19 protein-coding genes are annotated in these 20,555 nt (G+C 69.0%); 11 read left to right on the top strand and 8 right to left on the bottom strand.

Translation table 11 applies throughout. The annotated features are described in order from the left end of the window. Positions 1-8 precede the first annotated feature (8 nt). From ABDJ85_RS01560 to ABDJ85_RS01545, 4 genes are all read right to left on the bottom strand, one after another. Positions 9-3,107 (bottom strand): efflux RND transporter permease subunit, encoded by a 3,099-nt coding sequence (locus ABDJ85_RS01560; RefSeq protein ID WP_347702968.1) that lies wholly within the window; start codon positions 3,105-3,107, stop codon positions 9-11. Then, a complete protein-coding gene (locus tag ABDJ85_RS01555) occupies positions 3,104-4,348 on the bottom strand; it encodes an efflux RND transporter periplasmic adaptor subunit (protein ID WP_347702967.1) in 1,245 nt (414 codons plus the stop codon). The genes ABDJ85_RS01560 and ABDJ85_RS01555 overlap by 4 nt, the downstream gene beginning before the upstream one ends. Before the next feature lie 76 nt (positions 4,349-4,424). Continuing rightward, positions 4,425-5,366: a pseudouridine-5'-phosphate glycosidase gene (locus ABDJ85_RS01550; protein ID WP_347702966.1), complete on the bottom strand. Its 942-nt coding sequence runs from the start codon at positions 5,364-5,366 to the stop codon at positions 4,425-4,427. Continuing rightward, positions 5,363-6,256: a carbohydrate kinase family protein gene (locus ABDJ85_RS01545; protein ID WP_347702965.1), complete on the bottom strand. Its 894-nt coding sequence runs from the start codon at positions 6,254-6,256 to the stop codon at positions 5,363-5,365. The genes ABDJ85_RS01550 and ABDJ85_RS01545 overlap by 4 nt, the downstream gene beginning before the upstream one ends. Here ABDJ85_RS01545 and ABDJ85_RS01540 point away from each other — a divergent pair. Continuing rightward, a complete protein-coding gene (locus ABDJ85_RS01540) occupies positions 6,255-6,908 on the top strand; it encodes an HAD-IA family hydrolase (RefSeq protein ID WP_347702964.1) in 654 nt (217 codons plus the stop codon). The genes ABDJ85_RS01545 and ABDJ85_RS01540 overlap by 2 nt on opposite strands. Here ABDJ85_RS01540 and ABDJ85_RS01535 read toward each other — a convergent pair. After that, complete coding sequence (locus ABDJ85_RS01535) at positions 6,883-7,485, bottom strand: chalcone isomerase family protein (protein ID WP_347702963.1); 603 nt, start codon at positions 7,483-7,485, stop codon at positions 6,883-6,885. The genes ABDJ85_RS01540 and ABDJ85_RS01535 overlap by 26 nt on opposite strands. A gap of 263 nt (positions 7,486-7,748) precedes the next feature. On the opposite strand from ABDJ85_RS01535, the gene trpE reads away from it, so the two are divergent. The 7 genes from trpE to ABDJ85_RS01500 all read left to right on the top strand — a co-directional run bounded on the left by trpE (position 7,749) and on the right by ABDJ85_RS01500 (position 13,945). Further along, on the top strand, positions 7,749-9,245 hold the full coding sequence (gene trpE, locus ABDJ85_RS01530) for an anthranilate synthase component I (RefSeq protein ID WP_347702962.1): 1,497 nt from the start codon (positions 7,749-7,751) through the stop codon (positions 9,243-9,245). 1 nt (position 9,246) lies between these two features. Then, positions 9,247-9,831, top strand: a complete 585-nt coding sequence (locus ABDJ85_RS01525; protein ID WP_347702961.1) for an anthranilate synthase component II — start codon at positions 9,247-9,249, stop codon at positions 9,829-9,831. Between the two features lie 2 nt (positions 9,832-9,833). Beyond that, positions 9,834-10,868 carry an anthranilate phosphoribosyltransferase gene (gene trpD / locus ABDJ85_RS01520; protein WP_347702960.1) on the top strand — a complete coding sequence of 345 codons (1,035 nt, stop codon included), beginning with the start codon at positions 9,834-9,836 and terminating at the stop codon, positions 10,866-10,868. A 2-nt stretch (positions 10,869-10,870) separates the two neighbouring features. Beyond that, a complete protein-coding gene (locus ABDJ85_RS01515) occupies positions 10,871-11,380 on the top strand; it encodes an SH2 domain-containing protein (protein ID WP_347702959.1) in 510 nt (169 codons plus the stop codon). A gap of 2 nt (positions 11,381-11,382) precedes the next feature. Beyond that, positions 11,383-12,174 carry an indole-3-glycerol phosphate synthase TrpC gene (gene trpC / locus ABDJ85_RS01510; protein WP_347702958.1) on the top strand — a complete coding sequence of 264 codons (792 nt, stop codon included), beginning with the start codon at positions 11,383-11,385 and terminating at the stop codon, positions 12,172-12,174. Between the two features lie 7 nt (positions 12,175-12,181). Next, positions 12,182-12,862 carry a uracil-DNA glycosylase gene (locus ABDJ85_RS01505; RefSeq protein WP_347702957.1) on the top strand — a complete coding sequence of 227 codons (681 nt, stop codon included), beginning with the start codon at positions 12,182-12,184 and terminating at the stop codon, positions 12,860-12,862. 111 nt (positions 12,863-12,973) lie between these two features. Beyond that, the gene (locus ABDJ85_RS01500) at positions 12,974-13,945 is read left to right on the top strand and encodes a PEP-CTERM sorting domain-containing protein (RefSeq protein ID WP_347702956.1); all 972 of its coding nucleotides are present in this window, start codon (positions 12,974-12,976) and stop codon (positions 13,943-13,945) included. Here the strand turns inward: ABDJ85_RS01500 and ABDJ85_RS01495 are convergent. Further along, the gene (locus ABDJ85_RS01495) at positions 13,942-14,820 is read right to left on the bottom strand and encodes an AraC family transcriptional regulator (RefSeq protein ID WP_347702955.1); all 879 of its coding nucleotides are present in this window, start codon (positions 14,818-14,820) and stop codon (positions 13,942-13,944) included. The two genes, ABDJ85_RS01500 and ABDJ85_RS01495, sit on opposite strands and share 4 nt — an antisense overlap. Positions 14,821-14,913: 93 nt before the next feature. Here ABDJ85_RS01495 and ABDJ85_RS01490 point away from each other — a divergent pair, with 93 nt between their 5' ends. The 3 genes from ABDJ85_RS01490 to ABDJ85_RS01480 are packed head-to-tail and all read left to right on the top strand — an operon-like array spanning position 14,914 to position 16,785. Continuing rightward, the gene (locus tag ABDJ85_RS01490) at positions 14,914-15,579 is read left to right on the top strand and encodes a protoglobin domain-containing protein (protein WP_347702954.1); all 666 of its coding nucleotides are present in this window, start codon (positions 14,914-14,916) and stop codon (positions 15,577-15,579) included. Between the two features lie 11 nt (positions 15,580-15,590). After that, positions 15,591-16,286: a glutamine amidotransferase gene (locus ABDJ85_RS01485; protein WP_347702953.1), complete on the top strand. Its 696-nt coding sequence runs from the start codon at positions 15,591-15,593 to the stop codon at positions 16,284-16,286. 46 nt (positions 16,287-16,332) lie between these two features. Beyond that, complete coding sequence (locus ABDJ85_RS01480) at positions 16,333-16,785, top strand: YciI family protein (RefSeq protein ID WP_347702952.1); 453 nt, start codon at positions 16,333-16,335, stop codon at positions 16,783-16,785. 54 nt (positions 16,786-16,839) lie between these two features. Here ABDJ85_RS01480 and ABDJ85_RS01475 read toward each other — a convergent pair whose 3' ends face one another. Both ABDJ85_RS01475 and ABDJ85_RS01470 read right to left on the bottom strand, forming a co-directional pair. Beyond that, positions 16,840-18,051, bottom strand: coding sequence for a 6-phosphofructokinase (locus ABDJ85_RS01475; RefSeq protein WP_347702951.1), 1,212 nt, complete (start codon positions 18,049-18,051; stop codon positions 16,840-16,842). 177 nt (positions 18,052-18,228) lie between these two features. Continuing rightward, the gene (locus ABDJ85_RS01470) at positions 18,229-20,493 is read right to left on the bottom strand and encodes an EAL domain-containing response regulator (protein WP_347702950.1); all 2,265 of its coding nucleotides are present in this window, start codon (positions 20,491-20,493) and stop codon (positions 18,229-18,231) included. Between the last annotated feature and the right edge of the window lie 62 nt (positions 20,494-20,555).

Here is a 20,555-nt window from a genome sequence, read left to right as displayed (position 1 = left end):
CGCCCGGCTCATGCCGTCATCCGCCCTGCCTCAACCACCCGCGTATCCGGCCCCGAGCCGCTGAAGCGGTCGAGCGCCAGGTAGATCACCGGGGTGATGTAGAGCGTCACCGCTTGCGAGACGATCAGGCCGCCGACTACGGCCAGGCCCAGGGGCTGGCGCAGTTCGGCCCCGGCGCCAAGGCCCAGGGCGATGGGCAATGCACCCATCAGCGCGGCAAGCGTGGTCATCATGATGGGCCGGAAGCGCAGGCGCGCGGCCTCGCGGATGGCCTGGGGTGGCGTCATGCCGGCGTTGCGCTGCGCGTCGAGCGCGAAGTCGATCATCATGATGGCGTTCTTCTTGACGATGCCGATCAGCATCACGATGCCGATGCTGGCGATGATGGTCAGCTCCATGTTGAAGAGCTGCAGCGTCAAGAGCGCGCCCACGGCGGCCGAGGGCAGGCCAGCGAGGATGGTGATGGGGTGGATATAGCTCTCGTAGAGCACACCCAGCAGCACATAGATCACGGCCAGCGCCAGCACGATCAGCAGCACCTGCCCGCCCTGCGAGTCCTGGAACACCGCCGCATCACCGCCGTAGCTGGTGATGATGCTGGAGGGCAGCTGGATCTCGTGCACATAGGCTTCGAGCTTCTTGGTCGCGTCACCGAGGGCGGTGCCCGGCGCGAGGTTGAAGCTGATGGTGATGGCCTGCAGCTGGCCCTGGTGGTTGACGGCCGTGGGCCCGAGCGAGCGCTTGACGGTGGCAAAGGCGCTGAGCGGCACCAGGGCCCCGTTCCTGCCCCGCAGGTGGATCTTGCTGAAGGCGTCTTCGCTGAGGCGGTCGGCGTCCGAGGCCTCCATGATCACGGCGAAGGTGTTGCTCTCGGCATAGATGCTGGAGACCTGGCGCTCGCCGAAGGCGTCATAGAGCACATTGCGCAGGTCCTGCATGGCCACGCCCAGTAGCGCGGCGCGCTCGCGGTCGATCACCAGCTCGGCCTGCAGGCCGCGCAGCTGGGAGTCACTGGTCACGTCGCGGAACAGCGCATCGCCCCGCAGCTTCTCCATCACCTTGCTGGCCCAGGAGTTGAGCTCGCCGGCCGAGACCGACTGCAGCGTGTACTGGTAGCGGCTCTTGCTCTGGCGGCCACCGAGCTGCAGGTTCTGCACCGGGCGCAGGTAGACGGCGATGCCGGGCACGGCGCGCAGCTTCTTGCGCAGGCCCTCGACGACCTTGGTCATGGGCTCGCGCTCGGCACGCGGCTTCAGGTTGATGAACATGCGGCCGGTGTTGCTGGCCGAGCCGCCCGGGCCGCCGCCCACGGCCGAGGAGACGCTGGCGACGTTGGGGTCGGCCTGCACGATGGCGGTGGCCTTCTCCTGCAGCACCGTCATGGTGTTGAACGAGGTGTCCTCGGCGGCTTCGGTGCTGGCCGAGAGCTGGCCGATGTCTTCCTCGGGGAAGAAGCCCTTGGGCGACACCGCCCAGAGCCAGAGGGTCAGCGCCAGGCTGCCCACGGCCACGCCCAGCACGGCCGCGCGGTGCTGCAGGGCCACGTCGAGGGTGCGCGTGTAGGCGTTCAGCAGCCGCTCGAAGCCGCGCTCAAACGCGCGGCCGAAAGCGCTCTCCTCGTGCGCCTCGTGGTGCTTGAGCAAGCGGCTGCACAGCATGGGCACGAGGGTCAGCGACACGCCGGCCGACACCAGGATGGACAACATCACCACCACCGCAAACTCGTGGAACAGCAGGCCGATGACGCCTGGCATGAAGAAGATCGGGATCAGCACCGCCACCAGGGAGACCGAGATCGACACGATGGTGAACGCCATCTCGCGCGCGCCTTGCAGGGCGGCCGCAAAGGGCTCCATGCCGTTCTCGACGTGGCGCACGATGTTCTCCAGCATCACGATGGCGTCGTCCACCACCAGGCCGACGGCCAGGGTGATGCCGAGCAGCGAAATGTTGTCGAGCGAGTAGCCCAAGCTGTAGAGCAGGGTCAGCGCGCCGATCAGCGAGATCGGCATCGACAGCGTGGGGATCAGCGTCGCCATGGCGCGGCGCAGGAAGATGAAGATCACCAGCACCACCAGGGCCACGGTCAGCGCCAGGGTGCCGTAGACGTCGTGCAGCGAGTCGCGGATGGAGATGGAGCGGTCGTTCAGGGTGCTGACCTGGACCGAGGCCGGCATCTGGGCCTGGAAGCGCGGCAGCAGCGCCTTGACGGCGTCCACCACCTTGACGGTGTTGGCGTCGGGCTGGCGGAACACGGCCAGGGTGATGGAGCGCTCGCCCTGGAACATCGAGAAGGCCTTGATGGTCTCGACGCTGTCCTGCACCTCGGCCACGTCACGCAGGAAGACGGGCGCGCCATTGCGCGTGGCCACCACGATGGCGCCGAACTCGCGCGCGCTCTTGAGCTGGCGGTTGGCTTGGATGGTGAGGGTCTGGCGGTTGCCATCGAGCACGCCCACCGGCGTGTTGGCATTGGCGGTGCGCACGGCGGCGGCCAGCTCTTCGAGCGTGAGGTTGCGCTGGGTCAGCAGCTCGGTGCGCACCTTGATGCGCACGGCATAGCGCTTCTGGCCAAAGATGGCCACCTGGGCCACGCCGTCGATGGTGGACAGCCCGGGCGAGATCAGGTTGTCGGCGTAGTCGTTGAGCTCGGTGAGGTTGATGGAGGGCGAGGTCAGCGCCACCATCAGCACCGGCGCATCGGCCGGGTTGACCTTGCGGTAGGACGGCGGCTGCGTCATCTCGGCCGGCAGCGCGCGCAAAGACCGGAACAGCGCGGCCTGCACGTCGCCGGCGGCCGAGTCGATGTTGCGTGAGGGGTCGAACTCCAGCGTGATCGAGGTGTTGCCCAGCGAGTTGACCGAGGAGATGGTCTGCAGCCCGGCGATGGTGGAGAACTGCTTCTCCAGCGGCAGCGCCACCGACGAGGCCATGGTCTCGGGCGAGGCGCCGGGCAGCGTGGCCTGCACGCTGATGATGGGCGTGTTGTAGGACGGCAGGGCTGCCACCGGAATCTTGCTCCAGGCCGCAAGGCCCGCGATGACCAGGGACAGGTTCAGCAGCACGGTCATCACCGGCCGCCGGATGAATAGCTCAGTCCAGTTCATCGGGCGGCACCCGAGGCGCTGTCAGGGCTGGAGGCGGCGGAAGCAGCGCCCCCAGGGCGCCCACCGGCTGGATTGACCTGGGCCGGCTGTACTTTCAGCGGCGTGCCGGGCCGCAGGTTCTGCTTGCCGTCCAGCACCACTTGCTCGCCGGGCTGGATGCCTTCGATGGCCGCCAGCTCGCCAAAGGGCTGGCGCAGCTTGATGGGCACCAGCTTGGCCTTGCCCTCGGCATCGACCACGTAGACCGAGCGGTCTTGCCCGCGCAGGATGATGGCGGCCTGGGGCACGACGACGGCGTCCTTCAGCGTGCGCAGCACCAGGCGCACGCGCAGGTACTGGCCGGGCCAGAGCAGCTGAGCCTTGTTGTCGAACTCGGCCTTGACCTTGATGGTGCCGGTGCTGGCGTCCACGGCGTTGTCCACGAAGCTGACCTTGCCCACCAGCGGTGGTGCGTTGCCTGGCGCGCGGGGCGAGCCTGGCAACACGGCTTCGGCGCTCAGGCTGCCGGCGCGGGCGGCGGCCAGCAGGGCGGCGAGTTCGGTCTCGGGGACGTTGAAGGCGATGCTGATGGGGTCCAGCTGGGCGATGTTGAGCAGCGGCGTGGCCGTGGAGGCGGGCTGCACCAGGCTGCCGGGGTAGACGTTGACGCTGCCCACGCGGCCGCTGATGGGCGCGCGCAGCTCGCTGTAGCTCAGCTGCACCTGGGCGGCCTGCACGGCCACCTCGTCGCTCTTGACCAGGGCCTGGGCGGCCTCGAAGTTGGTGAGGGCGGTGTCGAGGGCGCTCTGCGCAATGAACTTCTGCTGCACCAGCTCCTGGGCGCGGCGTTGCTGGCGCTCGGCGTCGGCCAGCTGGGCGCGGTCGCGGGCCAGCTGGGCGCGAGCCTTCTCCAGCAGCGCGCGGTCGGCGCGGTCGTCGAAGCGGAACAGCAGCTCGCCCTTGCGCACCATCTGCCCCTCTTTCACCAGCACCTGGGCGATGGTGGAGGTGACCTGGGCACGCAGGTCCACGGTGTTGAGCGGCGTGACGGTGCCCGTGGCTTCGAGGCGCACCGGCACGTCCTGCTGCTGGGCCTTGACGGCGCCCACCGCTTGCGGCGGGCCCGCCGGGGCCGAGGCCCCCCCGGCGCTGGGTGCGCCCAGGGTGGGGGCGGCCGCGGTCACGTCAGGGGCCGGGCGCTTCCACCACCACAGGCCGCCAGCCAGCAGGGCGAGGGCCACAACGATCAGAGCTTTGCGCATGGGAAGACTTCTTCTTGGGATTCAGGGGTGTCGGCGGCCGACAGCATAGGCGGACAGCGCAGTCCGAGTAGTCTGGTCAGCTTAGTGAGCTTGCATTGCCACTTGATTGCTGGAGCGCACGTGCCAGCCGCGCGCCGACGACGGCGTTGTGCTGTACCAGGGCGATGTTGGTGGCCAGGCTGCGGCCGCCGCTCAGCTCCTTGATGCGGGCGAGCAGGAAGGGCGTGACGGCCTTGCCGTGGATGCCGCGCTGCCCGGCTTCCTGCAGCGCTTGCTGGATGTAGCGGTCCATGTCGGCGCGCGGCATGGCGGCGTCTTCGGGCACGGGGTTGCTGACCACCACGCCGGCCGTCAGGCCCAGTGCCCACTGGGTGCGGATGAAGCGCGCCTGTGCCTCGGCGGTGTCGAGCCGGAAGTCGGCCGGCAGGCCGCTGTCGGGCGTGTAGAAGGCGGCGAAGTTGAGTTGCCCGATCGAGATCACCGGCACGCCGTGGGTCTCCAGGTACTCGAGCGTGAGCGACAGGTCGAGGATGGACTTGGCCCCGGCGCAGACCACGGCCACCGGCGTGCGGGCCAGCTCCTGCAGGTCGGCCGAGATGTCGAACGAGGTCTCGGCGCCGCGGTGCACGCCGCCGATGCCGCCTGTCACGAAGACCTCGATGCCCGCCAGGTGCGCGCAGATCATGGTGGCGGCCACTGTGGTGGCGCCGAGCTGGCCGGTGGCCACGGCATAGGGCAGGTCGCGCCGGCTCAGCTTCATCGCGTCGGGCGCGCGGGCCAGGCGCTGCAGCTCGCTGTCCGACAGACCGATGCAGATGCGCCCATCAATCACCGCGATGGTGGCCGGCGTGGCCCCTTCGGAGCGGATCAGCGCCTCCACCTCGCGCGCCATGCCGAGGTTCTCGGGCCAGGGCATGCCGTGGGCAATGATGGTGGACTCCAGCGCCACGATGGCCCGACCTTGATCGCGCGCGGCAGCCACTTCGGGGCTCAGGTGCAGAAGGGGGTGTGGGCTCATGGGGGCAGGAGTTGAAGGCTGAGTTGCGGGCTGACACTTTGCTCGCATTGGACCGTGAGCGCCGCCAGGTGCTGGCCCAGGCGCGCGGCGCCGAACAGATCATCGGGCCGCCGGCACAGCCAGGCGCAAACGCCCGCGGCCAGCGCATCACCCGCGCCGGTCACGTCCAGCACTTCGTCTACCGGCGGTGCGGCCAGAGTCTGGCGGCCCAGGCCGGTGGGCTCGCTGACGAGCAGGCCCTCGGTCCCCAGCGAGACCAGCACCCGCTGGCAGCCGCGCGCATGCAGCTGCTGCAGCGCACGTTCAGGGTCGGGGTCCAGTGCCAGCAGCTCGGCCCGGTTCAGCAGCAACAGGTTCAGGCCGGCAAGTGCCTGCGGCAACCGCGCCATCTTGGGCTCGGAGACGCTGACATAGGCCAGCAGCCGGCTGCCCTCGGCAATCAGGCTGGCCACGGCATCCGGCGGCAGGTTGCCGTCCAGGATCACGCAGGCCGCCTCGGCCCGCAGCGCGCGGCTGGCCGCCAGGGCCCAGCTGTTGACGCGCTCCACCAGGGGCATCGCCGCCAAGCCATAGGCCAGCTCGCCATCGGCCTGCAGCAGGGCGGTGTAGCTGTCGGTCGTCTGGCCCCGCAGGCGCAGCACGGGGCCTACGTCGATGCCGCTGGCGGCGGCCGCCTCCAGCAGCGCGCGGCCGGCGAGGTCGTCGCCCACCGCGCCGACGAGGCTCACCGGCACGCCCAGCCGCGCCAGGTTCTCGGCCACGTTGCGGGCCACGCCGCCCGGGCTTTCCAGCGCGGTGCAGGGGTTGGACGACCCCCTGATCAAGCTGGCCAGCGGCCGCAGCTTGCGGTCCAGGTTGATGCCGCCCACGCAGACAATGCGCTCAACCATGCAAGCACTCTTGTTCGATCTCGACGGCACCCTCGTCGACACCCTGGGCGACTTTGTCGTCGTTCTTGGCCATGTGCACGACCGCCTGGGCCTGCCCCGGCCCTCGCGCGAGTTTTTGCTGCACACCATCGGCCGTGGCAGCGAGCACCTGATCCGCACCTGCCTGGCCCATGCCGGTGCCGGCCCCGAGCGCTTTGACGAAGCCTGGGCGCTCTACCAGCACGAATACACCGCCCGCAATGGCGACCACGCCGAGGTCTATCCCGGCGTGACCGAGACCCTGGCGCTGCTGCGCGAGCGGGGCCTGCCGCTGGCCTGCGTGACCAACAAGCCCGGCAGCTTTGCCACCGAGCTGCTGCGCCGCAAGGGCCTGCTGGGCAGCTTTACCCATGTCTTTGGCGGCGAGGCCTTTGCCCGCCGCAAGCCCGACCCCATGCCGCTGCTGGAAACCTGCCGCGCGCTGGGCACGGCGCCGGCCGAGACCTGGATGGTGGGCGACTCCCGCAATGACGCCGAGGCCGCGCATGCTGCCGGCTGCCCGCTGGTGCTGGTGACCTACGGCTACAACCATGGCGAGGACATCCTCAATGTCCCGGCGCGTGCGCACGTCGCCCGGCTCGACGACTTCAATTGGAGCGCCTCAGCTTCTTGAGGCCGAGCAGGCCTTCCTTCAGGTCATCGTCGGCCGGCTTGTCGCCCAGCCAGATGCGCATCAGGGCGGTGAAGAACTCCGGTTCCTTGATGGGGTCGATGCCGGACGGCTTGCCGTTGAGCAGCACCGTCGAGCCGACGCCGGGCACGTAGTCCACGCTGAAGAAATCGCCCTCCACCAGCGCCTTGCGGGCCGCGAACAGCTCCGACAGCTTGAGGATGCCGTTGACCGAGCGGGCCAGCTCGTCGCGCGGCGCATTGGCCTCCATGCCCTTGGTGAACAGCTTGCCGAGCTCATTGCCGTCCACCTCGCGCAGCATGTGGATGTCGATGCGCTTGGGGCCGGCCTGGCTGAGCACGGCCTCCGTGGTGGTGGCGGGCGTCTTCAGGTAGAGCGCGGCGGCATAGACCTTGAAGATGGCCTTAGTGCGGATGCCCGCACCGCTGAGCACCAGGCGCTGTCCGCCGACATCGACCTGGGTCGGGAACTTCACCTTGCCCACCTCGACGGTCTCGGCCGAGGCACCCAGGCTGACGGCCAACAGGGCCATCAGGACCAATTGCAGGAAACGACGCATGATCAACTCCGATCGAACAACGGGAGGGACGCGAAGTATCCCGTGGCGCAGCCGTCCTGGGGGCCGCTGATACACTGGCCCGATCATGTTCATCACGCGCAAGCACAGCACGGGGTCGAGCGACCGGGGAGCCTGGCCCTGGCGTCGCCAGTCCTCGTTCGACTGACCTGCTTGGCGCGCGAACCGCGCAGCCCTTGCGTGATTGAGCCGCACCCCTCGCGGCCGCCGCCAAGCCCTGAAGACTTGCATTCAAGGTTTTGGCCGTGCTCCTCACTCCATCTGAATTCCGTGCCCTCGCTGCCGAGGGCTACAACCGCGTCCCGCTGATCCGCGAAGCCTTTGCGGACCTGGACACCCCCCTCTCGCTCTACCTCAAGCTCTGCCAGGGCCAGGGGCCCAACAGCTTTTTGCTGGAGTCCGTGGTCGGGGGCGAGCGCTTCGGGCGCTACTCCTTCGTCGGCCTGCCGGCCCGCACCTTGGTGCGCGCCACGGGCGATGTCTGCGAGGTGCTGACCGACGGCCGCGTCGTCGAGACCCACACCGGCAACCCGCTGGACTTCGTCTCGGCCTACCAGGAGCGCTACCGCCCCAAGATCCCCGAGGGCCTGCCGCGCTTTTGCGGTGGCCTGGCCGGCTACTTCGGCTACGAGGCCGTGCGCGCCATCGAGAAGCGCCTGGCCGGCGTGCAAAAACCCGACGGCATCGGCACGCCCGACATCCTGCTGCTGCTGGCTGAAGAGGTGGCCGTCATCGACAACCTGGCCAGCCGCATCTACCTGATCGTCTGGGTCGACCCAGCTGCTGCCGATGCCTACGAGGCTGGCCTCGCGCGGCTCGATGTGCTGTCCGAGCGCCTGCGCCGCACCGTCAGCCTGCCGCCGGTTGAACCCCAGCCGCCGCAAGACGTCCAGCGCATCTTTGCCAAGGCCGACTACCTCGCCGCCGTCGAGCGCGCCAAGGAGTACATCGCCGCCGGCGACCTGATGCAGGTGCAAGTGGGCCAGCGCTTGGCCAAGCCCTACAGCGCCGAGCCGCTCGCGCTCTACCGCGCGCTGCGCACGCTCAACCCCAGCCCCTACATGTACTTCTACGACCTGGGCGAGTTCCAGATCGTGGGGGCCAGCCCCGAGATCCTGGTGCGCGAAGAGCACGCCACGGACGCCGACGGCACGCGCAGCCGCAAGGTCACCATCCGCCCGCTGGCCGGCACCCGGCCCCGTGGCGCGACGCGCGAGGAAGACCTGGCGCTGGAAGCCGAGCTCACGGCCGACCCCAAGGAGCGCGCCGAGCACCTGATGCTGATCGACCTGGCGCGCAACGACATCGGCCGCATCGCCCGCATCGGCAGCGTCAAGGTCACGCAGGCCTTCGTGGTCGAGCGCTACTCGCACGTGATGCACATCGTCTCCAACGTTGAAGGCATGCTGCGCAGCGATGTGGGCCAGCTCGACGTGCTCAAGGCCACCTTCCCGGCCGGCACCCTGACCGGCGCCCCCAAGGTGCGTGCGATGGAGCTGATCGACGAGCTAGAGCCCGTGCAGCGCGGCATCTACGGCGGCGCCTGCGGGTACCTGAGCTTTGCGGGCGACATGGACCTCGCCATCGCCATCCGCACCGGCATCATCAAGAACGGCACTCTCTACGTGCAGGCGGCTGCCGGCGTGGTGGCCGACTCCATCCCCGAGATGGAGTGGAGGGAGACCGAGCACAAAGCGCGTGCGCTGCTACGTGCGGCCGAACTGGTGGAAGAGGGGTTCTGACATGCTGCTCATGATCGACAACTACGACAGCTTCACCTTCAACCTGGTGCAGTACTTCGGGGAGCTGGGCGCCGACGTCAAGGTCGCGCGCAACGACGAGATCACCGTCGCTGAAATGGCGGCCTTGAACCCCGACCACATCGTCTTCTCGCCCGGCCCCTGCACGCCCAACGAGGCGGGCGTGTGCGTCGAGGCCATCCAGCACTTCGTGGGCAAGAAGCCGTTGCTCGGCGTCTGCCTCGGCCACCAGTCCATGGGCCAGGCCCTGGGCGGCAAGATCATCCGCGCCAAGCGCCAGATGCACGGCAAGGCCAGCACGCTGACGACCGACCAGCGCGGCGTCTACACCGGCCTGCCCAAAGAGTTCTCCATCATTCGCTACCACTCCCTCGTCATCGAGGAAGCCACCTGCCCGGCCGTGCTGGAGGTGACGTCCCGCAGCGAGGACGGCGAGATCATGGGCGTGCGCCACCGCGAGCTGGCCGGCACCGCCACGCCGATGGAGGGCGTGCAGTTCCACCCCGAGTCCATCCTGAGCGAGCACGGCCACGCCATGCTGCGCAACTTCCTCGACTTGAAAGCCTGACGATGGCCATCACCGACCACGAAGCCCTGTCGCGCGTCATCGAGCACCGCGAGATCTTCCACGACGAGATGCTGACCCTGATGCGCCGCATCATGGCCGGCGAGATGTCGCCCGTGATCGCCTCGGCGCTGCTGATCGGCCTGCGCGTCAAGAAGGAGACCATCGGCGAGATCACCGCAGCCGCCGAGGTGATGCGCGAGCTTTCCACCAAGGTCGTGCTGCCGCCGCTGCCCCACCTTGTCGACGTGGTGGGCACGGGCGGTGACGGCGCGCACAGCTTCAACATCTCCACCTGCTCGATGTTCGTGGCCGCTGCGGCAGGCGCGCAGATTGCCAAGCACGGCAACCGCAGCGTCTCCAGCAAGACCGGCAGCGCCGACGTGCTGGAAGCCCTGGGCGCCAACATCCAGCTCAAGCCGGATGCTGTGGCCCAGAGCGTGCAGCAGTGCGGCATCGGCTTCATGTTCGCGCCCAACCACCACCCGGCGATGAAGAACATCGGCCCCGTGCGGCGCGAGCTGGGCGTGCGGACCATCTTCAACATCCTCGGGCCGCTGACCAACCCGGCCAATGCGCCCCACATCCTGATGGGCGTCTTCCACCCGGACCTCGTCGGCATCCAGGTCCGCGTGCTGCAGCGCCTCGGCGCCCAGCATGCGCTGGTGGTGCACGGGCAGGACGGGCTCGATGAAATCTCGCTCGGCGCCACCACCCTGGTCGCTGAACTGAAGGACGGCGTGGTGCGCGAGTACGCCATCCATCCCGAGGACTTCGGCTTCACCATGGCCAGCAACCGCCAGCTGCGCGTCGAAGGCCCCGAGCAATCGCGCCAGATGCTGCTGGGCGTGCTCGACGGCCAACCCGGCCCGGCGCGCGACATCGTGCTGCTCAACGCCGGGGCCGCGCTCTACGCGGCCAATGTGGCCGGCAGCCTGGTGGAGGGTATCGAGAAGGCCGAGGCCGTGCTCGACAGCGGTGCCGCCCGCGCCAAGCTCGACGCCTTTGTGCAAACGACGCAATCGCTCGGCGCCGCCTGATCGTGCTGGCCACCGAGTCCCTGCTGCGCCGCTTGGTGGACGACGCCGGCCAGCAGCCCCTGCTCTTCCTGCCCAAACTGGAGCCGCACCCCATGGGTGCAGCGGTGGGCCTGGGCGGTGTGGCGCTGGGGCTGTATGCGGCGCGGCAAAGCGCTGCGACGCTGCTCGGCTGGTTCGCCCTGACCTTGTGCGTGGCCGGCATGTTCATCCACGCCACGTTGCGCCGCCAGGGTATCGGCTGGCAGCTGGACCTGCAAAGCCGCACTCTGCGCCCCGTGGGCCAGCCGGGTGAGGCCCAGGTGCTGGACGCCGAGGGCTGGTCGCTCTTTTGCGTGGGTGGCAGCGGCCGACGCATGCTGGCGCTGGAGTTCCGCCACCAGGATGGCGGTGCGCCGCGCCGCTTCTTCCAAACCCGCTCGGGCGCCAACCGCACCGAGCATCAACTCACCAGCCAACTGGCCGACGCCTTGGCCGCCCGCCTTCAAATGGGTCGCCAAGGCTTGAGTCTCTGAATATGGACGACATCCTCCAGCGCATCGTCGCCGTCAAGCACGAAGAAATCGCCGCCGCACGGCCCAAGCGTTCGCTCGCCTCGCTGCGCGACGAAGCCGAGAGCCGCCATGGCCAGCAGCGCGGCTTTGCCGCTGCGCTTCGCAGCACCATCGCCGCTGGCCGCGCGGGCGTGATCGCCGAGGTCAAGAAGGCCAGCCCCAGCAAGGGCGTGCTGCGCGCCGACTTCCGCCCCGCCGAGATTGCCGACAGCTATGCCCGCCACGGCGCGGCCTGCTTGAGCGTGCTGACCGACGAGCGCTTCTTCCAAGGCAGCGTGGCCTACCTCCAGCAGGCCCGCGCCGCCTGCGCGCTGCCGGTGCTGCGCAAAGACTTCATGGTCGATGAGTACCAGGTGATGGAAGCCGGCGCCATGGGGGCCGACTGCATCCTGCTCATCGCCGCCTGCCTGGACGACGCGCAGATGGCCGACCTCGAAGCCGCCGCCTTTGCGCTGGGCCTGGACGTGCTCGTCGAGGTGCACGACGGTGTCGAGCTTGACCGCGCGCTGCGCCTCAAGACCCCGCTGGTCGGCATCAACAACCGCAACTTGCGCACCTTTGAAGTCACGCTCGACACCACGCTCGGCTTGCTGGAACGCGTGCCGGCCGACCGGCTGCTGGTGACCGAGTCCGGCATCCTCGGCCCGGCCGATGTGGCCCGCATGCGCGCGGCCGATGTCAACGCCTTCCTGGTCGGCGAGGCCTTCATGCGCGCGGCCGACCCCGGCGCGGCGCTGGCGACCCTCTTCGGCTGAGGCGGCCATGCTCGACCTCAGTGGCTGCGGAGACTGGCAAGGCGTTGTCGATGCCTGGGCCGCCAGCCCGGCAGGCAGCAAGCTGCAAGCCTTTGTCGCCCAGCGCCAAGCTGCGGGCGCCGTGATCTACCCGCCCGAGCCGCTGCGCGCGCTGCGCCTCACGCCGCTCGCGCAGACCCGCGTCGTCATCCTCGGGCAGGACCCGTACCACGGCCCCGGCCAGGCCGAGGGCCTGTCCTTCTCGGTGCCCGAGGGCGTGCCCTTCCCCCCCAGCCTGCGCAACATCTTCAAGGAGATCCAGCGCGATCTGGGCAAGCCCTTCCCTCCCACCGGCTCGCTGGTGCGCTGGGCTGAGGGCGGCACGCTGTTGCTGAACGCTGTGCTCACCGTGGAAGACGGCCAGCCCGCCAGCCACGCCGGCCAGGGCTGGGAGTTGCTGACCGACGCACTGATGCGCGCCGCCGCCGAAGACCCGGCCCCCAAGGTCTTCATGCTCTGGGGCAGCTACGCCCAGGCCAAGGCCCCGCTGATCGAAGCCGCGCGGCAGGACCACCTGGTGCTCAAGGCCAACCACCCCTCGCCCCTCTCGGCGCTCAAGCCCCCCCGGCCCTTCATCGGCTGCGGCCACTTCTCCACCGCCAAGGCCTGGCTGGAGGAGCGCGGGCGCGGCGCGCCCAAGCGGGCCTGAGGCTCACCCCAAGCCCCCACCCCAAGCACGACGCCTGCAAACGTGGGGGGCGTGAGCCTTCTGGTCCGGTGGATGCGTCTTTCAGGGCATCTACTGCTCTGGAGCCCTGCCATGTCCACGCGCACTCTTGCTCGCGCCACCGCACTGCTGGCCGCCGGTGTGGCCGCCTCGCTGCACGCCGCCCCGCGCCACCAGGACATCGTGGGTCCCGGGGGCTTCATGCAGTCCTGCGCCGCGCCCAGCTCGCCCGGCGCACCGCGCACACCCGGCACCAACTTCACGGCCGACTTCGCCAGCGGGCATTGCACGCTGGCCTACTTCACGGGCAATGACACGGCCAGCGCGTCGGATGCCTACAGCGGCGGCAACATCAGCAATGCCAGCAGCGGTTCGGTGGGCATTGGGCACATCCACATGCAGTCGAGCAACACCTCGCCGGGCAACGCCTTCTTTGCCATCGCGGCGTCCAACGGTGGCTTTGAGGATCGGCTGCTGCTCAACCTGCCGGGCCAGACGGGCAAGACCGTCTACATGCTCGTCGCCATGAGCGCCGATGGCACGGTGAGCGCCAGTGGCCCGGCCGGCGCCAGCCAGATCGAGGTGACCGGCTACATGAACACCTCGGAGCTGATGGCCGGCAACCCGGGCTATAGCCGGGGCAACTCAGATCTCTTCACCACTGATCGCCAGCGCGTGGCCTGGGGGGCCAGCAGTGGGCCCAACACCAGCCGTGTCATCGATGGGCACTGGACTTTCAGCGTGCCTGTGGTGGTGGGCACGGCCTTTGACCTCGGCATCTACGCCCGTGCCCAGTCCAGCCAGCGCAGCTACGGGGCGATTTCCACCTTGTCGTCCACAGCGCTCGACTTCAGCCACAGCGTGCTGGTGCAGGGCGTGAGCGGCATCCTGCTTGATGGCAACCTCGTCACCAGCGGCTACACGGTGGCTGCAGCGAGCGGGCTTGACTGGACCCAGCCGTTGCCGGTGCCCGAGCCTGGCACCTGGGGGCTGATGCTGGCGGGTCTCGGCTGGCTGGGCCGCGTCGCGCGGCGGCGCTTGGACGCCGCCCGGAATGACGTCTAGGCTTCTGCGCTGAGCGCCAACCAGGCCCGTGGCGACTGCCCCACGGCCTGCGTGAAGGCGCGCGAGAACGCGGCCGCGCTGGCGTAGCCCAGCGCATCGCTGGCCGCCTTGACCGAGGCGCCGTCGCGCAACATCGTCTGTGCGAGCGAGACGCGCCAGCGCAGCAAATACTCGGCCGGCGTGGTGCCGAGCTGGGCGCGGAACTCGGCCGCAAAGCTGCTGCGTGACATCCCCGCTGCGGTGGCCAATGCCGCGAGCGACCAGGGCTCGCCCGGGCGCTCGTGCATCTGCGTCAGGGCCCGCGCGAGCTTGGGGTGGGCCAGGCCGCAGAGCAGGCCGGCCTGCACGCCATGGTCACCGGCATGGTCCAGCAAGTGGCGCAGGGTCTGCAGCAGCAAGACCTCGAACAATCGATTGGCCAGCAGGCGCTGGCCGCAGCGCACACGCTCCGTCTCGGCAAACAGCAGCGCGAGCGTGTGCTCGATGTCTGGCAGGGCGGCCACCGGCAAGGTCACCAGGGGCGGCAGGGCCTGCACCAGCGGGTGCTGGGCGCCGCCGTCAAAGTCCAGCGTGGCGCAGACGAAGTCGCTGCCGTCCACCGGCGCGTTGTGGAAGTCATGTGCCAGCGGCTGCGGGTAGAACAGCAGCGTGGGCTCGCTGACGACGAGGCGGCGCGGCGCACCGCTGCGGGCGGGGTGGGTCACGCGCATCTCGCCGCGCCGCAGCACGTGCAGAAAGGCCCGCCCCGGCTCCGCCGCGAAGTGCGTGACCCCGCACAGCGGCCCGGCATGGAAGAGGTGGGCGCGCACCCGGAAGCGCTCCAGCAGGGCCGAGAGCCGGTCAACGGGGTCGGGCGTGCTGATGGCGGTGCTCATGGACGAACTGCAATGCTTGGTGGACGAAATGCGTCCAATGATACGGATTGACCGGCCACAGTGCGGTCTCCACCCACTGACTGGAGACCGCTCATGACCCTCTCGCCCCGCCACCTTGCCGCCGCCCTCGCGGGGGCCACCGCCCTGGCCACCGCGCCTGCTGCCATGGCGGCGCCCACCATCCCCGGCTACACCCATGGCCAGCCCGGCCTGGCCCGCTCGCCCGTCAGCCTGCAGGAGCTGGACCCCCTCAAGCGCACCCTGCTGCTGGGCGACGACGACGTGCGCGCGCTGCGCCAGAGCCGCGAGATCCTGGCGGATCAGGTCGAGGCCATCCTCGACGTCTGGTACGGATTCGTGGGAGCCACGCCCGAGCTGCTGGCCTCCTTCAAGCACACGGGGACCGGCGCGCCCGACGCCGCCTACCTGGGCGCTGTGCGCAAGCGCTTTGGCCAGTGGATCCTCGACACCGCCGACGCCCGCTTCGACCAGGCCTGGCTCGACTACCAACACGAGATCGCCCTGCGCCATGCGCCGGCCAAGAAGAACCAGACCGACGGCGTGCAGAGCACGCCCCTGGTGCCGATGCGTTATCTGTCGGCCTTGACCATCCCGGTGACGACCACGCTCAAGCCCTTCCTGGCCAAGAAGGGCGCCTCGGCCGCCGACGTGGAGAAGATGCACGCCGCCTGGGTCAAGTCCGTGCTGCTGCAGACCATCTTGTGGAGCCAGCCCTATGCTCGTGAGGGTCAGTTCTGAGGGCCACGACCATGAAGACCCTGCTGGCCCTGCGCCACCTCGCCTTTGAAGACCTGGGCCTGATCGCCCCCTGGATGGAGGCGCGCGGCTGGCGCGTGTGCTACCACGACGTGGGTGTCGATGCGCTCGACGGCCTCGACCTCGGCCAGGTGGACCTACTGGCCGTGCTTGGCGGCCCCATCGGCGCGGAGGAGGACGCGCGCTACCCCTTCCTGGCGGCCGAGGTCGCCTTGATCCGCGAGCGCCTGGCCACGCGCCGGCCTCTGCTCGGCATCTGTCTGGGGGCGCAACTGATCGCCCGGGCGCTGGGCGCGCGGGTGAGGCCGATGGGCCACAAGGAGATCGGCTTCGCGCCCCTCCAGCTCACGCAGGCCGGCCAGGCCTCGCCCCTGTCGGCCCTGGGTGCGCAGCCGGTGCTGCACTGGCATGGCGACCAGTTCGAGCTGCCGGCGGGCGTGCCCTCCCTGGCCCACACGCCGCTGTGTCCGCACCAGGCCTTCCAGGTGGAGCAACACACCCTGGCCTGGCAGCTCCATCTGGAAGTCGATGCCGCGCGCATCGAGCAATGGCTGATTGGCCACGCCGGCGAGTTGGCCGAGCAGGGCCTCGACACCGCAGCCCTGCGCGCGGCCGCGCGTGCGCAGGCGGCGGGCCTTCCGCAGGCGCTAGATCGCGTGCTCAGCGCCTGGCATGCCAAATGGCCGTGAGGCGTCGCCACGCCCACAATCGGCGCACCTCGACCCGGGAGCCCCCATGCGCCGCCTGCTCGCCACCCTGACCTTGGCCTGCCTCAGCCTCGCTGGCCACGCGCAGACCCCGCCCGCCTACGACGCGGCCCAAGCCAAGGCCTGGGGCGCCAACGACCAGGGCCTGCGCAAGTATGTGTTCGTGCTGCTCAAGACCGGCCCCAAGCCCATGCCGGCCGGCCCGGAGCGGGATGCGATGTTCAAGGGCCACTTCGCCAACATGGGCCGCTTGGCGGCCGAGGGCGTGCTGGCCTATGCCGGGCCGTTTGACGGCGTCGATGGCTGGCGCGGCCTCTTCATCATGACCGTGCCCGACATCGCCACCGCCAAGCTCCACACCGAAACCGACCCGGTCATCCAGTCGGGCGAGATGGTGGCCGAGTACCACTTGCACTTCGGCTCGGCGGCGCTGGTGGGCGTGCCGGAGGCGCACAAGCGCATCGTCAAACCCATGCCCTGAAATGAAAACGCCCGCAGGGCTGGCGCGCTGCGGGCGTCGAGCTTGGGCGCTGAATCAGCCCTTGTTGAGCACCTTGGCCACGGCGTTGGGGCGCAGGCGGTAGGCGTCGGGCAGGTTGGAGCCGAGCAGGGGGCGCAGGTAGAGGCGGAAGGCGTCGGTGACGTCGGTGCCGCTGGCGGCGATGAACTCGTCTTCCATGTGGCGGGTCTTGCCGGCCACGGTGGCCAGCGGGATCAGCTCGTAGTTGACCGAGTAGTAGCCGACGCGCTTGATGGCGACGGAGCCGTTGTCCTTGCCATGGAAGGCGAACTGCACGGCCTTCTCGCCCACTTCACGGGCTTCGCGCTGGTCGACGTCCGACACGCAGCCCACGAAGCTGCGCTGCAGGTAGCCGAAGGTGTCGCCGCGCACGCGCTTGATGCCGGTCTTCTTGATCTCTTCGCAGAGCAGGTCGGCCAGGGCCCCGGTACCGCTGAGCTGGACGTTGCCGTGCGCGTCGCGCTCCAGGTCGCCCGCCAGGCGCGACAGGATGGGCGTGCCGTCGGCGTCGTGGATGCCCTCGGAGACGGCGATCACGCAGCGGCCGTACTTGTCGTAGGTGGCCTTGACGTCGGCGCGGAACTTGTCGATGTCGAACACGCGCTCAGGCACGTAGATGAGGTGCGGGCCGTCGTCCTCGAACTTCTTGGCCAGCGACGAGGCGGCGGTCAGGAAGCCGGCGTGGCGGCCCATCACGACACCGACGTAGACGCCGGGCAGGGCGGCGTTGTCGAGGTTGGCACCGGCGAAGGCCTGGACGACGAAGCGCGCGGCCGAGGCGAAGCCGGGCGTGTGGTCATTGCCGACCAGGTCGTTGTCGATGGTCTTGGGGATGTGGATGCAGCGCAGCGGGTAGTTGGCGGCGGCGGCCTCTTCGGCCACGATGCGCACGGTGTCGGAGGAGTCGTTGCCGCCGATGTAGAAGAAGTGCGTGATGCCGTGGGCCTGCAGGACCGTGAAGATCTTGTGGCAGTAGGCGGCGTCGGGCTTGTCGCGGGTAGAGCCCAGCGCGGCGGCGGGCGTGCCGGCAACGAGCTCGAGGTTGTGGCTGGTTTCCTGGCCGAGGTCGACAAAGTCCTCGTTGATGATGCCGCGCACACCGTGGCGGGCGCCGTAGACGGCCGTCACGCCAGCTTGGCGGCGCGCTTCGAGCACGACGCCGACAAGGCTCTGGTTGATCACGGCGGTCGGGCCGCCGCCTTGGGCGACGAGGATCTTGGCAGACATGGGGTCTCCTGGGTTGCGAACGGCCAGCACTGTAAAAGCTGCGGGCCCTTGGCGCCTCAGAGAAAGCCCCTGCGATCCGTTACGTCGGGTTTCGTGGTGAGGAGCGCCCCCAGACCTGCCGTTGCACGTCAGGCCCCCCCGGGGGGGATGAGTCAAATGGGGCGGCCCGGCGTTGACTCAGGAGACGCTGATGGGGGCTGCTGCCGCTGCTGCTGCTGCCGCGCGCTCGCCCTCCTGGGCCAGCCAGGCTTCCAGCTGCTCGGCGGGCTGCGGTCGGGCGAACAGCCAGCCCTGTCCTTCATGGCAGCCGAGGTTGAGCAGATGTTGTCGTTGCTCTTCGGTCTCGATGCCTTCCGCGATCACGGTCAGGCCAAGACTGCGACCCAGGTTCACCACCATCATGGCAATGGTGGCGCCGGCCTCTGAGGCCTGAGCTTCCTGGACGAAGGCGCGGTCGATCTTGAGTCGGTCCACTTTCAAGCGGCGCAGCTGGCTGAGCGACGAGAAGCCGGTACCGAAGTCGTCGATGGCGACGGTGACGCCAAGCTGCTTGACCTCCTCCAGCACACGCAGGATGAAGGTCGGGTCCTCCATGGCGATGGACTCGGTGATTTCGAGCTCCAGGTTCGTCGCGGGTACACCGCTGTCCCGCATGGCGGATTGCACCGAGTTCAGGAAGTTGGCGTGGCGGAACTGGGCGAGCGAGATGTTGACGGCCATGCGGAAGCCTGCGTGGCCGGCGTCGAGGATGCGGCGCAGCTCGAAGCAGGCGGTGCGCAGCACGAACTCGCCGATGTGCACGATCAGGCTTGACTGCTCGGCCAGCGGGATGAACTGGTCGGGCGGGATGAACTTGCCGTGCTCGTCACGCCAGCGCAGCAGGGCCTCGGCGCCCAGGCAGCGGCCGGTGGCGAGGTCGACCTGGGGCTGGTAGTTCAGAAAGAGCCGGTTGTCTTCAAAGCTCATGCGCAGGCCCTTGAGCAGCTTGAAGCGCTCGCGGGCGTCGGTGCCCATGGCGGCCGAGAAGTACTGCGAGGCGCCGCGGTGGGCCTGCTTGGCGCGCTTGAGGGCGATCTGGGCATCGAGCAGCAGCTCGGAGCCCACCGACTGTGACTCTCCGAGGCGCACCAGGCCCGTGGTGGCCGAGAGCTGCAGGCGTTCGCCCGCGACGACGATGGGCTCGTCGAACGCAGCGGTGACGGTCTCGGGGTTGACCTTGGACTGCACGCCGAGCACGCCAAAGATGTCGGCCCCGACGCGCGCCATCGCGGTGGACAGCCCCATCACTTCGACCAGCCGCAAGGCTACGGCGCGCAGCACCTGGTCACCAAAGGCGTGGCCGAAGGCGTCGTTGATGTCGGAGAAGTCGTCGATGTCGATCAGCGCGAGCGTGACGCCATGCGGGTCCTTGAGATTGCGGTCCAGCAGCTCGGCAAAGCGGGTGCGGTTGGGCAGGTGCAGCAACTGGTCGTTGTAGGCCTGGTCGAGCAACTGGCTGTAGAGCACGACGTTCTCGAAGCCGACAGCGATGTTGGAGCAGAAGGCGCGCAGCAGCTGGTGGTCGAGTTCGTCGAGGTCGCGGTGGGCGTCCACCAGTGCGGCCATGGCCCGGCCCTCGCCCATGCCGAAGTAGAGGCAGGTGCCGTCGTCGTAGAGGCTGGTCTTTAGCTCCAGGCAGCGCAGCAGGCGCTCGCGCACCGCGTCGATCCGGATGGCCGAGATGGGGCGATCAATCAGGCTGGCGAACTGGCCGGCCGCCGCCACGATGCGCACATCGGCCTCGCCTTCGAGCTGCGCGCAGACGAGGCCTTCGGGCAGGATGCCGAGCAGGGCGCAGATCTGGGTGACCACGCCCTCGGCAAAACGCGTCATGCCGCGGATGCGCGAGAGGCTGGCGCTGGACTCGACGATCATCTCCAGCCCACGGCGGCTGGCTTCCAGCGCGCACAGTTGCCGGTAGGAGCGGATGGCGGCCGTGAGCACCGTGTAGAGCCGCGTGCGCGTCAGCTCAGACTTGGTCTTGTAGTCATTGATGTCGTAGGCCTGGACGGTCTCGATCTCGGGGGCATAGCCCGGCTGCCCGGTGCGCAGCACGATCCGGATGGTTTCGTTGCGCAGGTCATTGCGGATGTGGTGCACCAGTTGCAGGCCGGCATCCTCGGTCTCCATGACCACATCGAGCAGCACGACGGCAATGTCGTTCTCTTGCGCCAGCACCTGGCGGGCCTCACTGGCCGAGCGGGCATGCAGGAAGCTGCAGGGCCGGCGCTCGATCAAGAGTCCCTGCATCGCCAACTCAGTGGCGCGATGCACGTCGGCGTCGTCATCGACGATCAGGATGCGCCACGGCTGCGGCCGACCTTCGGCACCCGGCCCAGGCGGGTCGGGGTCGTCCACGATGTCGAGAAGATCGTCGTCCCTGTTGTTATGGCTTTCTGGCATGTCTCCGCCGCTCACTTCCGCCATGAACCCGCCCTCACCGAGGCGTGAGCTGCCAAGCGTAG

Source organism: Roseateles paludis (genome assembly GCF_039872745.1).
GTDB lineage: Bacteria > Pseudomonadota > Gammaproteobacteria > Burkholderiales > Burkholderiaceae_C > Pelomonas > Pelomonas paludis.
Note: the sequence above shows the minus strand (reverse complement) of the source record. Positions and strands in the feature narration are given on the sequence as shown.

Excerpts from the sequence above, each read along its gene's own strand:
- ABDJ85_RS01535 (WP_347702963.1), bottom strand. The coding sequence starts at position 7,485 with ATGCGTCGTTTCCTGCAATTGGTCCTGATGGCCCTGTTGGCCGTCAGC.
- ABDJ85_RS01545 (WP_347702965.1), bottom strand. The coding sequence starts at position 6,256 with ATGGTTGAGCGCATTGTCTGCGTGGGCGGCATCAACCTGGACCGCAAG.
- ABDJ85_RS01495 (WP_347702955.1), bottom strand. The coding sequence starts at position 14,820 with ATGAGCACCGCCATCAGCACGCCCGACCCCGTTGACCGGCTCTCGGCC.
- ABDJ85_RS01475 (WP_347702951.1), bottom strand. The coding sequence starts at position 18,051 with ATGTCTGCCAAGATCCTCGTCGCCCAAGGCGGCGGCCCGACCGCCGTG.
- trpC (WP_347702958.1), top strand. The coding sequence starts at position 11,383 with ATGGACGACATCCTCCAGCGCATCGTCGCCGTCAAGCACGAAGAAATC.
- ABDJ85_RS01470 (WP_347702950.1), bottom strand. The coding sequence starts at position 20,493 with ATGCCAGAAAGCCATAACAACAGGGACGACGATCTTCTCGACATCGTG.
- ABDJ85_RS01490 (WP_347702954.1), top strand. The coding sequence starts at position 14,914 with ATGACCCTCTCGCCCCGCCACCTTGCCGCCGCCCTCGCGGGGGCCACC.
- ABDJ85_RS01500 (WP_347702956.1), top strand. The coding sequence starts at position 12,974 with ATGTCCACGCGCACTCTTGCTCGCGCCACCGCACTGCTGGCCGCCGGT.
- ABDJ85_RS01550 (WP_347702966.1), bottom strand. The coding sequence starts at position 5,366 with ATGAGCCCACACCCCCTTCTGCACCTGAGCCCCGAAGTGGCTGCCGCG.
- ABDJ85_RS01555 (WP_347702967.1), bottom strand. The coding sequence starts at position 4,348 with ATGCGCAAAGCTCTGATCGTTGTGGCCCTCGCCCTGCTGGCTGGCGGC.
- ABDJ85_RS01480 (WP_347702952.1), top strand. The coding sequence starts at position 16,333 with ATGCGCCGCCTGCTCGCCACCCTGACCTTGGCCTGCCTCAGCCTCGCT.
- ABDJ85_RS01505 (WP_347702957.1), top strand. The coding sequence starts at position 12,182 with ATGCTCGACCTCAGTGGCTGCGGAGACTGGCAAGGCGTTGTCGATGCC.
- ABDJ85_RS01525 (WP_347702961.1), top strand. The coding sequence starts at position 9,247 with ATGCTGCTCATGATCGACAACTACGACAGCTTCACCTTCAACCTGGTG.
- ABDJ85_RS01560 (WP_347702968.1), bottom strand. The coding sequence starts at position 3,107 with ATGAACTGGACTGAGCTATTCATCCGGCGGCCGGTGATGACCGTGCTG.
- ABDJ85_RS01485 (WP_347702953.1), top strand. The coding sequence starts at position 15,591 with ATGAAGACCCTGCTGGCCCTGCGCCACCTCGCCTTTGAAGACCTGGGC.
- ABDJ85_RS01540 (WP_347702964.1), top strand. The coding sequence starts at position 6,255 with ATGCAAGCACTCTTGTTCGATCTCGACGGCACCCTCGTCGACACCCTG.
- trpD (WP_347702960.1), top strand. The coding sequence starts at position 9,834 with ATGGCCATCACCGACCACGAAGCCCTGTCGCGCGTCATCGAGCACCGC.